Origin of the sequence: Anaerospora sp., from assembly GCF_032013335.1 — a bacterium.
In the GTDB taxonomy this organism is placed as follows: Bacteria; Bacillota; Negativicutes; order Sporomusales; family DSM-15969; genus Anaerospora.
Map to the genome: position 1 here is coordinate 32,022 of NZ_DALZUO010000014.1, position 13,063 is coordinate 45,084.

The following is a 13,063-nucleotide window of genomic DNA, read 5'->3' on the forward strand; positions in this document are numbered from 1 at the left end:
TCTCTTTACTTACCTTTTCGTAAATTAGCTAGTATCATCTCCATATCAGCAGGCAGCGGAGCAGAAAAACACATCGTCTCGCCTGTGACAGGATGAGCAAGGGATAGCTGCGCGGAATGCAGCGCCTGGCCCGCAATCGTAAAATGCTGCTTTTCAGGACCATATTTAGGATCACCAACTACGGGGTGACCGATATGAGCCATATGGACGCGTATTTGATGAGTCCGCCCCGTTTGCAGCTTGCATTCAACCACTGTATAATTGCCAAATCTTTCGATTGTCCGGAAGTGAGTTATAGCAGTCTTGCTATTTGAAAAAACGACAGCCATCTTTTTCCGGTCAACAGGATGCCTGCCAATTGGCGCATTAATCACACCCTGCTCCTCTTTAATATTTCCATGAACAATAGCAATATATTTACGACTGGCGTGGCGTTCTTTTATCTGTAAAGCCAGATTAAGATGAGACTGGTCATTTTTTGCAACAACCATCACTCCTGATGTATCTTTATCCAGACGATGGACAATTCCGGGGCGTATCACCCCGTTAATTCCCGATAAATCCTGACAATGTTCCAGCAGGGCATTTACCAGAGTTCCGCTGTAATTGCCTGCCGCAGGATGTACGACCATCCCTCGCGGCTTGTTGATAATGATCATATGATCATCTTCATATACCACATCCAGCGGGATTGACTCAGGCCGGATTTCTGCAGGCTGAGCCTCAGCTAACAATGCTTCCACATTGTCATTGCAGGCCACCTTATAGTTGGCTTTAATTATTTTTTTGTTCACCAAAACCTGACCGGCAGCAATTATTTTTTGCGCGTGAGAGCGGGAGATTCCCATATGCTGCGCCAGGTAAATGTCAACCCGCTGATTCTCTTCTGCTTCAGCTACCTGCAGGCAGTACTGTTTTTCGGTGCTCAATTTGCCTCATCCTTTATTTCAGCGGTAAATACCAAAGTATAAATAATACATGACACGCCAGTAACAATAGCAATATCGGCAATATTAAATATCGGCCAAATGCGAAAATCAAAAAAATCTACTACATAGCCTGTTTGAATCCGGTCAATAACATTGCCTACTGCGCCCCCCATCATCAAGCCTGTCCCCAATCTTAGCAGCTTCATTTTATCAGGAATGCGCGGATATAGATACAATACAGCACCAATCATCAGCAGACCGATGATGACAAAGAATGTTCTTTGGTTTTCTAAGATACCAAAAGCTGCACCAGGATTCAATATGTAAGTCAAGTGAAAAACTGAGGGTATAACGGGAATGGACATACCCAGGCTCATATGCGTTTGAACAAAGTATTTAGACCATTGATCAATGACTACAACTGCCATTGCCAATATTAATATCGGCACATATCTTCTCTCCCATCCAACAACTTATCCGGTTAATTATTTTGATTATGCATTGCTGCAACCAGCATATGTCCACAGCACTCATTCGTTGCCACCGGAACATTATGAACGTCACACACTCTAAGAAGTGCCGTTATATCCGGTTCATGGGGCTGCGCTGTCAGCGGATCACGTAAAAAGATGACAATATCAATGGATTGGCTTGCTATTAAAGCCCCAATCTGCATGTCCCCGCCGAGCGGTCCAGATAAATAAGTTGTCACTTCAAGTCCGGTGTTTTCCTTGATTAGTTTCCCCGTAGTGGCAGTAGCAACCAAATTGTGCATTTGTAAAATAGACAAATGCTTCTGAACAAACAATACCATATCTTCTTTCTTCCTATCATGGGCAATGAGTGCAATTGTTTTCAATATTTCCCACCTGCTTTCCTGGTATTATTTACATGATACTCAATATTTCCTCAAACGTAAAGAAGCCCAGCTAAATGCTGCGCTTTAAAGTTTATTTTTTATGTTCCCAAAACCACTATTCCTCAAAATCTGCGCATTTTATTGTGATCCAATCAGTCTATATCCATACTTCCCAGAATAACTGAAAAGCGGCTTGATGTCAGTGTAGTATATTTCTTAAAAGCAGCAAAAAATAATAAGTCCAGCGAATAGCTGGACTTATTATTTATTCACCCGGGCTGATAGCTCCTACGGGACATACAGCTGCGCATGAACCACAGTCGATACATTGTTCATCGATGTTGTATTGGGCATCACCTTCGGAAATAGCACCTACGGGACAAACCGAAGCACATGCACCGCACTTAATACAGTCGCTGTTAATTATGTACATTGACTCATTCACCCCCCATATTTTGTTAACTACATTATAACATAAATTTGCCAGTGAACAGTAAAAAAAAATTATTGTTCACTACAATTATTAATATCACTAAAATAATACTTTCTTATCCCCCATCAAGGCTCCTTATCGTTAGCAGAAAAAAAATATTTTTCCAGCGTATCACGAAAATAATACGCACTAAAGCCTAAAACCATCAGCAGTGAAGTTACTGCAATCGTAGCCCGCAAGCTGCGTGTTAGATTCTGGCCTATAAAGGAATAAAGGACAATAGCCGGAGTTTGCCCGATACCAGTAGCAACAGCAAAACGAAAGTGCGGCATTTTTGTTAAACCGGCTCCATAACTAATTACCTTAAAAGGAACTATTGGCGTCAAACGAGTAATAAACACCGCCAAGACACCATTTTTTTTGAAAAAACCATCCGCTTTATCAAGCATTTTACCACTAATAAAACGTTCGACAACCGGCCTGCCATACCATCGGGCAATGCCAAAATCAAGTGTAGCACCTAGCAAAGCACCAATCCAGGAATAAAAAGCGCCTAATTCCCAGCCAAATATCCACGCATTTGTAATCGTAATGGCAATTCCCGGTACAAGGGGCACCATCGACTGAATTGCCATTAAGGATATACTCGTCAGAGGAGCCCAAACACCATACGCCAAAATAAATTGCCGTAATCCCTCAAAATTTCGCAGCCGAAGGTATGCCAGCCCATTAGTGATAAATTCTTGAATCCCCGGCAAATAAAAATAGGCGGCAAAAGCTAGTGCCAATACGCCTAATTTTACAAGATAAGATTTAGTCGTTGCCGGATCTATCACTAGTTAACCGCCCTCCCTCATCACCAAAATACACATCCGGCAAAGAAATATAAAACCGAGCACGCCTAGTACCTTGTCAGCTCTAAAACGGAAGGATAGTGGTGAGGCTATTTTTCGCAAATCGAGGCGGAGAAGGGAAGCATACTGGATGCATGTTGACTGACGACAACGAAGAGTTGTGGAAAATAGACCGCCATTATTCACTGGATTAGAGCTGACACGGTACTAACGCTCGGTTTTGTTTTCAGTAGCATCAGGGTCCTGAGGAATGACATCTGCCTTGTCTACAATGCCCTGATGCTCGTCACTATTTGGAAAGAGCGCTTTATAATCATGTGAACCAGGAATATCTTGAGGCGAATCAGAACTGCCATACTTAAGGACTGCCTGCAATGCATCTTCACCATCAAATCCCACAAAATCAGACCCGCTCTGATCCATAAATGTACGCTGAAAAGGCGGCTCAAGTACAGCCTCTTCCAAGGGGCGGGGCATTGGCCTGGCATCATCCGCTGCATGCTGGCACTCGATGCACATAGCTGCTGACGGCAATGCTTCTAGCCGTTCAAGAGAAATAGCTTTCCCACAAGTATCACATATCCCATAATCGCCACTCTCTATTTTGGCAAGTGCTGCCTCTACTTCCTGTAATAATATATGCGCATTATCCCGTAAGGCAACGTCTTTGCTGCGCTCAAATAACTCATCACCAATATCTGCCGGATGATTGTCATAGACAGATAATTCACCTACAGAATAAGCCATGGTATTTTCTAAACCGCTTTCTTCAAGACCAGAAATTTCTTCAATCAATCTTGTTTTTTCATTCTGAAGCTGCTTTACAAACCCTGCTACTTTTTTCTGCTCCAAATCTGATCACCTCTAATCAATAATCTTGACCAGCACGCAAATGTTGTGGGCTTTCTAAAAAGTCCCGCCATTCTTGCTTTCTACAATGCGAATAATATCAGCTATAAAATTTCCTATGCCAGGAATATTAAGCAGAATTAACTGACGCAGCCCCTCAATCATCAATGCAAATACAAGTGTTGCGCCAATTGCAATGCCCAATCCCCTTGATATGCCAGCTACGAAATTGATAAATATCAATCTAGCCGGTTTTTCAAGCAGCTCCATATATTGAGCTACACGCATTGATTCAAGCTGCCTCACTAATTTTTCAAGCTGAACGGCCATGAATTCCGCCTGTTTACCCTCTTTTTCCATTAAATCGGCCTCCACTTCATTTAGTATCTCCAGTATCTTCGGTACTATCAAAAAAAATCAAGCCGGTAAAGTCATAGACAACTTTACCGACTTGAAAAAAATTAAGCTTTCAAAACACTGGCACACCGCTCACATAAAGTACTATGTTCGGTATCAGTACCAATCGTATCGCTATAGATCCAGCACCGTTCACATTTTTCTCCCTGCGCAGGAGTTACCACTACCGCCAGCGGTAATTCACTGGAACGGTAAGCACTGTCAGGCGCTTGTTGGTCTCCTTGTGTTACACTTGCTTTTGAAACAATCAAAAGCGTGGCAAGCTCTTCGCCCAACGCCTTCAATTGCTCATAGATTTCACCAGAAGCATAAATGGCAATAGCTGCATCGAGAGAATGACCAATTACCTTTGTACGGCGGGCTTGTTCCAGTGCTTTGGTTAATTCACTGCGAATACTCAGCAGTTTATTCCACTTTTCTTCCAGCTGTTTATCCAAATACATACTGCGAGAAACCGGCCATTCGGCCAATTGGATGCTTTGTGGCATTCCAGCTACTTTAGGCATATGCTGCCATACTTCTTCCGCTGAGAATGTCAGTACCGGCGATACCAGGCGTACAAGCGTATCCAGAATCTCATACATAGTGGTCTGGGCAGCACGCCGTTCTACTGAATTCGTGTTAGCAGTATACACACGGTCTTTGAGAATATCTAGATAAATCGAGCTTAGATCAATGGCACAGAAGTTATGAACCGTGTGATACAGCGTATGGAATTCATAGGCTTCATAGGCCTGAGTTACTTTCTCCCGCACTTGCTCCAAGCGAAGTAATGCCCAACGGTCAATTTCCAGCAGGCTGTCGTACTCAACCCTGTCTGTTTCGGGATTAAAGTCCGCTAAATTACCAAGTATATAGCGGAACGTATTGCGGATTTTCCGGTACACTTCAGACATTTGTTTTAAAATATCATTAGAAATGCGAATATCAGCCTTATAATCTGCCGAAGCAACCCATAAACGCAGTATATCAGCACCATATTGTTTAATTACGTCTTGCGGATAAATCGTATTGCCTACTGATTTGGACATTTTCCGCCCTTCACCATCAACAACAAAGCCATGGGTAAGAACAGCATTGTAAGGAGCGCGTCCACGGGTAGCTACTGACGTCAAGAGTGACGACTGGAACCAGCCGCGATGTTGATCGCTTCCTTCTAAATATAAATCGGCTGGCCATTTCAGAGCCGGATTGGTTTCTAATACTGCTGCATGGCTGGAACCGCTGTCAAACCATACATCCATAATGTCTGTTTCTTTGCGGAATTCCTCGTGGCTGCAATGAGGACAGCTAAAGCCTGAGGGCAGGATTTCTGCTGCCGATTTCGCCCACCATGAATCCGATCCTTCTACTCTAAACAGCTCAGATACAGCATGAATAGTATCATCATTAATAATATGTTCATTACATTTTGTACAATAGAAAATCGGAATAGGAAGGCCCCAGACACGTTGCCGTGAAATGCACCAATCCTGGCGGTCACGAACCATATTACGAATTCGCTCTTCACCCCATTCAGGAATCCATTGAACCGCCTCAATTGCCTTCAGCGCCGCATCGCGGAAGCCGTCAACAGACGCAAACCATTGTTCTGTTGCCCGGTATATAATTGGATTTTTGCAGCGCCAGCAATGAGCATACTGATGCTTTACTGAACCCTTGCCAAGCAGCATCGACCGTTCAGCCAATTCCTTAATAACGGGAACGTTAGCATCATGTACAAGCAGCCCTTCAAACTTTCCGCCTTCAGCAGTAAAGCGCCCTGCATGATCAACAGGGTTTATGATCGGCAAGCCATATTTCATGCCTACTTCAAAGTCTTCCTGCCCATGCCCTGGTGCCGTATGAACGCAGCCTGTTCCTTGTTCGAGTGTTACATGATCACCCAAGACGATAGGCGATTGTCTTTCAATGAAAGGGTGGGAAAAAACCATCCCCTCCAGGTCAGCGCCTTTGAGTGTAGACAAAATGGTGTAACTTTCTATTTTGGCAGCTTTCATCACAGAATCAGCTAACCCGGCTGCTAAGAGATAAATTTCCTGACCAGCTTCCACCCAGACATAATCCAACTCCGGATTGACACAGATGGCTACATTAGCCGGCATAGTCCAGGGAGTCGTTGTCCAGATCACTGCATAAACCTGCTCGGAATTTACACCCACCGGCAAATTGCCTTTATCATCCATTATTGGGAATTTAACATATATGGAATGGGATTTCTTTTCAGCATACTCAATTTCGGCTTCAGCCAATGCCGTTTCACAAGAAGTACACCAATAAACCGACTTAAGGCCTTTATAGATGTATCCCTGTTTAGCCATTTCACCAAATACTTTTATTTGCTTTGCTTCATATTGCGGATACAGCGTTACATAAGGATTTTCCCAATCCCCGTTAACACCGAGACGTTTGAAATCTTCCCGCTGCATATCGAGGCACTTTAAGGCATATTGCTTACATTCACGACGCAAATCAAGTGGATTCAATTCATGACGGTTAAGCCCCAGGATTTTGATAGCTGCATGCTCGATTGGAAGACCATGCGTATCCCAGCCAGGCACATAAGGTGCATCAAAACCTTGAAGCGATTTATATTTTACAATAATATCCTTTAAAATTTTATTTAAAGCTGTCCCAATGTGGATATTACCATTTGCATAGGGAGGGCCGTCATGCAGCACAAATTTAGTCTTTCCTTTATTGTGAGCTAATTTTTTTTCATAAATATTCTCATCAGACCAATAAGCAAGCATTTGTGGTTCTCTTTCAGGCAAATTTGCCCTCATTGGAAATTCGGTCTGTGGTAAATTCAGCGTTTTACTATAATCCAATAAAAACACCTCCAAAATAAATACCTCTCATCCCTAATAAGGGACGAGAGGTTTGTTCCCGTGGTACCACCCTAATGACAAAAGTCACTCGTGCAACTAATAACGGTAGTAAACCGGCAAAACCTACTGCCTGCTTGCAGTTCGGTTTGCAGTTCAGGAGTGATCTTCGCTGCAATCGTCCGCCGGACTTCCACCAAATCTCCGGCTCGCTGTAGAACAGATTTGTAACTACTGTCTCCATCATAACTCTTACTGATATAACAATACAAAATACTCTTATTCATTATACAAAGGCAGATAAAATAAGTCAAATATAGTCAATTAGTTTTCATCTTCCTGACTGGTCTTTAACATTTCCATCTGTGCTTGAACCAGGGTTAACATCCTGGTTCTATATACATTGGCTTGTTTCTTTAAGTCTTCATATTCATTCAGTGCACGCCGAACTTTAAGAGTCGCCTCATCTACCAGCTTTTGCGCTCTAACTTCGCCTTCCTTCATCAGCAATTCGCTTTCTTTCTTAGCGTTTAGCTTGACTTCCTCAGCGGTTTCCTGTGCAATAACCAGCGTATTGTGTAAGGTGTTTTCCATGTGCTGATAATGTTCCAGCTTGCTGTTGATTCGCTCTAACGTTTCCTTCAATTCCATATTATCACGGTACAACTGCTCATAATCCTTAATAACGCGATCCAGAAACTCATCTACTTCTTCTTCACTGTATCCTCGGAAACTGCGCTTAAACTCTTTGTTATGAATATCTAATGGTGTTAGCATGTCTCAACCCTCCCTGCATGGTGACTTATACGAACCGCCTTAACACAAGGCTGATTCGGCCTTTACGAGTTTGTCCGATAATCTCACATACTTCTACCCGCCCCCGTCCGCGCATAGAAATGATATCTCCTGTTTTAACCGCTTGAGAAGCACTTTTAGCCTGCTGCCAGTTGACCTTTACTTTATCAGCCTCTATTTCAGAGGTCATTTTCGTACGGGAAGTACCAAACCCAACTGCTGCAACGGTATCAAGCCGAAGCGATGCCACAGTTGATCGGATTTCCTTCATTTTTTCTTCCCGAGGCTGAACAGCAGACAGTTCGATTACCTGTACTTGTACAGAAGCTGATGCTATTTTAAGCAAGTTCTGCATAATATAATTCGCGATTGTTGTATCTGCAATGATTTGGCAGCTATCACCAACTAAAATAATATCACCAAAGAGCTCTCTTTTTACACCAAGGCTCATCAGTGCGCCCAAAATATCCCGGTGTCCAAGCTGATGATGCCGGCCATCCCAGGTAACGGACAGTGCCGTAATTGAATAATCAATCTTGCCAGGAAAATCAGGCTCGATAAAAACAACGCGCACCCGCTCAGCACCACTGTATCCGCCTTCTCCCTGTAAGGAAAGGCCTGGATAATGGGCAACGATTGTTTCAGCAACACTATAGCCATAGGGGTCAAGAAATTCGCTAACCCGGTATTTACGGCTGCGAAGGGAATTGTCTGCTAGGTCAATTAGTTTGGCAGCTAATTCAGCATCACCGCTGGCTCGATAATAACGGATGATTTTTTCTCTCTCGCTCACTTAAGCCTCCCCATTTCACGAGACTTTTCACAAGCAACTGCTACCGCATCACTCAGAGCAGCCCGTACGCCCCGCTGTTCCATTACATGAATACCGGCTATCGTCGTTCCTCCCGGAGAAGTAACGGCATCGCGCAGTTTAGCAGGATGCTCTCCTGTCTCCAAAACCATTTTAGCAGCGCCCAGCAATGTTTGAGCAGCTAATAAAATCGACATTTGGCGAGGCAGTCCTACCCTGACACCGGCATCCGCCAGTGCATCAATGAGTACAAAAGCATACCCCGGGCCACTGCCGGAAAGTCCCGTTACAGCATCCATAAGTTCTTCTCCTGCCATAACAGTTTTACCAACAGCATTAAATAAAGCCGCCGCCTTCTCGCCATGCTCAGAACAGGCCCGGCTGCCCAGTGCAAGTACTGACATTCCTTCGCCAACTGCGACTGGAGTATTCGGCATCACTCGTATGATCGGATTATTAAACAGCTTCTCTTCTAATGTGGCAAGCCGGACTCCGGCTGCTACCGAAACAACTATCGTTTTCGGAGAAACCACAGTTGCAATTGAAGCTATCAATGGCTCAACTACATTCGGTTTTACAGTAAGAAATAAAATATCGGCTTGCACAGCAAGCTGTTGGCTATCAGCAATGGCTGTTACACCATAGGAAGCTTCCAAGTATTCACGCCTGGCACGATTAACATCACTCACTAGAATCTGTGCCGGCTTAAGCATACCAGCCTCTAGAATTCCGCGAATAAGTGCCTCGGCAATAGCGCCGCCGCCAATAAATCCAACATATTGATTGTTAAACATATGACCTCCTGAACACCACTTTAGGGTTTGTTAATCCACGGCAAAAAAGCCTTGTCAACTCCTTCTTCACGAGAACTGTAGGCTACATCAACATTATTAGGAGCACACAAGAAAATATCATGTCCAATTTTCTGGATATTTCCCCCTAATGCATAGGTTGTCCCACTAATGAAATCGATCATTCGTTTTGCTACATCTTTATCGGTGTTCTCAAAATTAACAACAACTGGTTTACGGTTCTTCAAATGATCAGCTACATGCTGGGCATCATCAAAGGAAAACGGTTCGACAACCATTACTTTAATTTGTTTTTGCTGCTGTGCAGTAGGCAAATTAACAATATTACTTGCAACAGATTTTTTAAGCTTATTATCCGGTTCGTCCACCGCTTTTACTTTTTCTTCTTCTACTTCTGTTTCAAATAAGCCAATACTGCCCCAGACTTTTTCCATAAATTTCATAGTCATTCCTCCCTGTACTATTGACGTGTACCAAATATTCCTGTACCGATACGAACAAGGTTTGACCCCTCTTCGATAGCAATCTGATAATCATTGGTCATCCCCATGGACAGCCACTGAATGTTTGTATTAGGCAGCCGGGCTTCCCGCAATTCCACAAACAAATTATGTAATTCCCTGAATACCGGTCGAACAGTCTCTGTTTCTTCATAATGAGGAGCAATTGTCATAAGTCCGCAAAGCTGTACATTTTTCAGTTCGGTAACAAAATGAACCAGTTTCTGAAGCTGTTCAGGCGCAATCCCAAACTTTGTTGCCTCGCCAGCAACATTGACTTGAAGTAAAATATCCTGCCGCTTGCCGAATTTAGCAGCAACACGATCTATTTCCAACGCTAATTTTTCATTATCAACTGAATGAATCAGATCAAAAGCAGGTACTGCCTGGCGGGCTTTATTAGTTTGTAAATGACCAATAAGATGCCATTCCAATTGGCGGCCTAATATAGGCTGCTTTGACAACGCTTCCTGAACCCGGTTCTCACCAACTGCTTGAATGCCGCTGTCAATTGCCTTTTGGATGATTTCCGTACCATGATTTTTCGTTACGGCCACCAGTTTAACTGGTCTTTCTTCCAAAGTGCGCTGTTGACGAATTAGGCTGGCTTGTTCGATATTTTGCCATATTTCTTCAATATGTTGGGTAATAGACATGGCAACCCCTCCATCTATGGAATATTCGCCTATAAACAAAATTTTCCTCTCGACTTAGTACCTAACATAAAAAATATATATCAGCAAATAGCAATACAAAAACAGCACCGCCGATTGTGTGCGGCAGTGCTGTTTTTGTATTGCTATTTCGTGCGCAGGCGTTGACCAGTTGCCAGATAAATAATCCACTCTGCAATATTCGTGGCATGATCGGCAACCCGTTCCAGGTAGCGCGCAACAAAGATCAACTGCGTTGCCTGGCTGATAGTCCGCGGATCTTCAAACATATACGTGAGCAGTTCTCTGAATACCTGCTGATACAGATAATCTACTTCATCATCAGCATGGCATACAGCTTCTGCCAGCTGCGTATCCAGCGTAACATACGCACGTAAAGCGTCATTCAACATTTTTTGGGCCATTTCCGCCATGCGGGGAATATCAACCAAAGGTTTCAGTAATGGCTGGTTCGCAATTCGAAGCGTTACATTGGCGATATCATATGCATGATCTCCCATCCGCTCCAAGTCAGTGGCAATTTTCATACCCGTTCCAATTACTCTAAGATCACGGGCCAAAGGCTGCTGCCGCGCGATAAGCACCATACAATGATCTTCAATATCTATTTCCATTTTGTCGATGATATCATCATTGGCAATCACTCTTTGAGCCATTTCAATATTCTGTTTTGCTAACGACTGAACGGCTTCACTGATAGCAGCCGAAACAGCTTCACCCATTTTGAGAATTTCGCCTCGTAAGCCTTCTAACTCTTGATCATAATTATGTCTGGTAGTCATAACATTATCCCCCTGTTAACCAAAGCGGCCCGTAATATAATCTTCTGTTCGCTGATCCTGAGGTCTTGTAAAGATAGCATCTGTCTTATCATGCTCAACTAACTCACCACTGAGGAAAAAAGCTGTATAGTCAGATACCCGTGCCGCCTGTTGCATGTTATGAGTAACCATTACAATTGTATACTGGGCCTTAAGCTCGGTTACCAGCTCTTCAATTTTCATCGTTGAAATAGGATCAAGTGCAGAACAGGGTTCGTCCATGAGCAGGACTTCCGGTTCAACCGCAAGTAGTCTGGCAATACAGAGACGCTGTTGCTGCCCCCCTGATAATCCCATTGCCGAGCTGTGAAGACGGTCTTTTACCTCATCCCACAGTGCAGCCCCGGTAAGGCTCTTTTCCACAACATCATCAAGGACCGACTTGCTTGGTGCTCCATGAATGCGCGGACCATAGGCAATATTATCATAAATAGACATAGGAAAGGGATTAGGACGCTGAAAAACCATACCAATCCGTTTTCGCAGCATGACTACATCAATATTAGGCCGATAAATATTAACGCCGTCAATAATAATCTCGCCTTCGATTTTAACATTATCTATTAAATCATTCATCCGGTTGATTGTCTTAAGAAAAGTCGATTTTCCACATCCTGAAGGTCCAATCAATGCCAATACACTGTTTTGAACAACATTCATGGAAATCTTTTTTAGAGCAAGTACATCACCGTAATATAATTTTAATTTATTTACTTGAATTTTGTGTTCCATATATTATCCTCCCAGGGAAACGCTATTGCACTATACCTTTGCACTATACCATAACCCTGAAAAGATAGTGTTAATTTTGTGTTAATTTTTGATTAAGATTTATCCTTAATAAATAAATCCAACTCTCGAACATTACAAAAGAAGAAGTGTGCCAACTATGGACCAGCAGCGCCCCTCGCAATTGCCAATACAGGCAATGATATGATTCACAATTAGAAAGAGTAGCCCATTTAAAAGAGATAGCAGCTATAATTTATTGTTGTAAAAAAGAAACCTTTAGCACCGCCCTACCAATTAAGGTAAGACGGTGCTGTAAAACTGCAAGTTATGCAAGTGATTCATCCGCAAATCTAAATATATTTATTCTTCCAGTGATAATTTCAACAGTATTATCGCCGCCCACGAGATAGATATCGCGTGAAGCAGGCACAAATAAAACTATTGCATTCTTATACTGACCGGCTGTTTGATTTGCGCTGAGCTGACTATACAAAGACCCACCTCCGTCTTCTATATAAAATTCTATACGTGACGACGTTGTAGTCGCTACATCCAAAATAAATTCTATATAGTATATTCCTGGGTGCATTAACGTAAAATTCCCTTCTACTGTATCTATTACAATACCTGCATATGCAGCATAATTACCTCCAGCAAGCACAAAATTAGTAACAGCTTCTCCCGCGCTTACCGTCTGGGGAAGAACTGCTACGCTTGCCCATGGTTGCCGTATAAGGCCTATGTCTCCC

Annotated in this window: 16 protein-coding genes and 1 other annotated feature; all 16 genes read right to left on the reverse strand. The window is 43.1% G+C overall.

Annotated features, from left to right (window positions below):
• Window positions 1–5 precede the first annotated feature (5 nt).
• Window positions 6–929 carry an RluA family pseudouridine synthase gene (locus RTR76_RS12465; protein WP_312521128.1) on the reverse strand — a complete coding sequence of 308 codons (924 nt, stop codon included), beginning with the start codon at window positions 927–929 and terminating at the stop codon, window positions 6–8.
• Window positions 926–1,378, reverse strand: a complete 453-nt coding sequence (lspA, locus tag RTR76_RS12470) for a signal peptidase II (protein ID WP_312521129.1) — start codon at window positions 1,376–1,378, stop codon at window positions 926–928. Before lspA ends, RTR76_RS12465 begins: the two co-directional genes overlap by 4 nt.
• 32 nt (window positions 1,379–1,410) lie before the next feature.
• Entirely contained in the window at window positions 1,411–1,788 is a 378-nt protein-coding gene (locus RTR76_RS12475; RefSeq protein WP_312521131.1) for a methylglyoxal synthase, read from the reverse strand.
• Between the two features lie 265 nt (window positions 1,789–2,053).
• Window positions 2,054–2,221: a DUF362 domain-containing protein gene (locus tag RTR76_RS12480; RefSeq protein ID WP_132074853.1), complete on the reverse strand. Its 168-nt coding sequence runs from the start codon at window positions 2,219–2,221 to the stop codon at window positions 2,054–2,056.
• 125 nt (window positions 2,222–2,346) lie between these two features.
• A complete protein-coding gene (locus RTR76_RS12485; RefSeq protein ID WP_312521133.1) occupies window positions 2,347–3,057 on the reverse strand; it encodes a TVP38/TMEM64 family protein in 711 nt (236 codons plus the stop codon).
• Window positions 3,058–3,282: 225 nt separating this feature from the next.
• On the reverse strand, window positions 3,283–3,927 hold the full coding sequence (locus tag RTR76_RS12490) for a TraR/DksA C4-type zinc finger protein (RefSeq protein WP_312521135.1): 645 nt from the start codon (window positions 3,925–3,927) through the stop codon (window positions 3,283–3,285).
• 54 nt (window positions 3,928–3,981) lie between these two features.
• The gene (locus tag RTR76_RS12495) at window positions 3,982–4,284 is read right to left on the reverse strand and encodes a DUF5665 domain-containing protein (protein WP_312521136.1); all 303 of its coding nucleotides are present in this window, start codon (window positions 4,282–4,284) and stop codon (window positions 3,982–3,984) included.
• Window positions 4,285–4,385: 101 nt separating this feature from the next.
• Entirely contained in the window at window positions 4,386–7,172 is a 2,787-nt protein-coding gene (gene ileS, locus RTR76_RS12500; RefSeq protein WP_396144981.1) for an isoleucine--tRNA ligase, read from the reverse strand.
• Between the two features lie 36 nt (window positions 7,173–7,208).
• Window positions 7,209–7,425, reverse strand: a binding site (T-box leader).
• A 68-nt stretch (window positions 7,426–7,493) separates the two neighbouring features.
• Window positions 7,494–7,946 carry a DivIVA domain-containing protein gene (locus tag RTR76_RS12505; RefSeq protein WP_312521138.1) on the reverse strand — a complete coding sequence of 151 codons (453 nt, stop codon included), beginning with the start codon at window positions 7,944–7,946 and terminating at the stop codon, window positions 7,494–7,496.
• Window positions 7,947–7,971: 25 nt separating this feature from the next.
• Window positions 7,972–8,757, reverse strand: a complete 786-nt coding sequence (locus tag RTR76_RS12510) for a YlmH/Sll1252 family protein (protein WP_312521140.1) — start codon at window positions 8,755–8,757, stop codon at window positions 7,972–7,974.
• The gene (gene proC, locus RTR76_RS12515) at window positions 8,754–9,569 is read right to left on the reverse strand and encodes a pyrroline-5-carboxylate reductase (RefSeq protein ID WP_312521142.1); all 816 of its coding nucleotides are present in this window, start codon (window positions 9,567–9,569) and stop codon (window positions 8,754–8,756) included. Before proC ends, RTR76_RS12510 begins: the two co-directional genes overlap by 4 nt.
• 20 nt (window positions 9,570–9,589) lie before the next feature.
• Window positions 9,590–10,030, reverse strand: a complete 441-nt coding sequence (locus RTR76_RS12520) for a cell division protein SepF (RefSeq protein ID WP_312521144.1) — start codon at window positions 10,028–10,030, stop codon at window positions 9,590–9,592.
• 17 nt (window positions 10,031–10,047) lie between these two features.
• Complete coding sequence (locus RTR76_RS12525; RefSeq protein ID WP_312521147.1) at window positions 10,048–10,743, reverse strand: YggS family pyridoxal phosphate-dependent enzyme; 696 nt, start codon at window positions 10,741–10,743, stop codon at window positions 10,048–10,050.
• A gap of 143 nt (window positions 10,744–10,886) precedes the next feature.
• Window positions 10,887–11,543 carry a phosphate signaling complex protein PhoU gene (phoU, locus tag RTR76_RS12530; RefSeq protein WP_312521149.1) on the reverse strand — a complete coding sequence of 219 codons (657 nt, stop codon included), beginning with the start codon at window positions 11,541–11,543 and terminating at the stop codon, window positions 10,887–10,889.
• A gap of 15 nt (window positions 11,544–11,558) precedes the next feature.
• Window positions 11,559–12,314, reverse strand: coding sequence for a phosphate ABC transporter ATP-binding protein PstB (gene pstB, locus RTR76_RS12535; RefSeq protein WP_312521151.1), 756 nt, complete (start codon window positions 12,312–12,314; stop codon window positions 11,559–11,561).
• 325 nt (window positions 12,315–12,639) lie between these two features.
• On the reverse strand, window positions 12,640–13,063 hold a 424-nt coding region (locus RTR76_RS12540; protein ID WP_312521155.1), incomplete at its 5' end, for a hypothetical protein.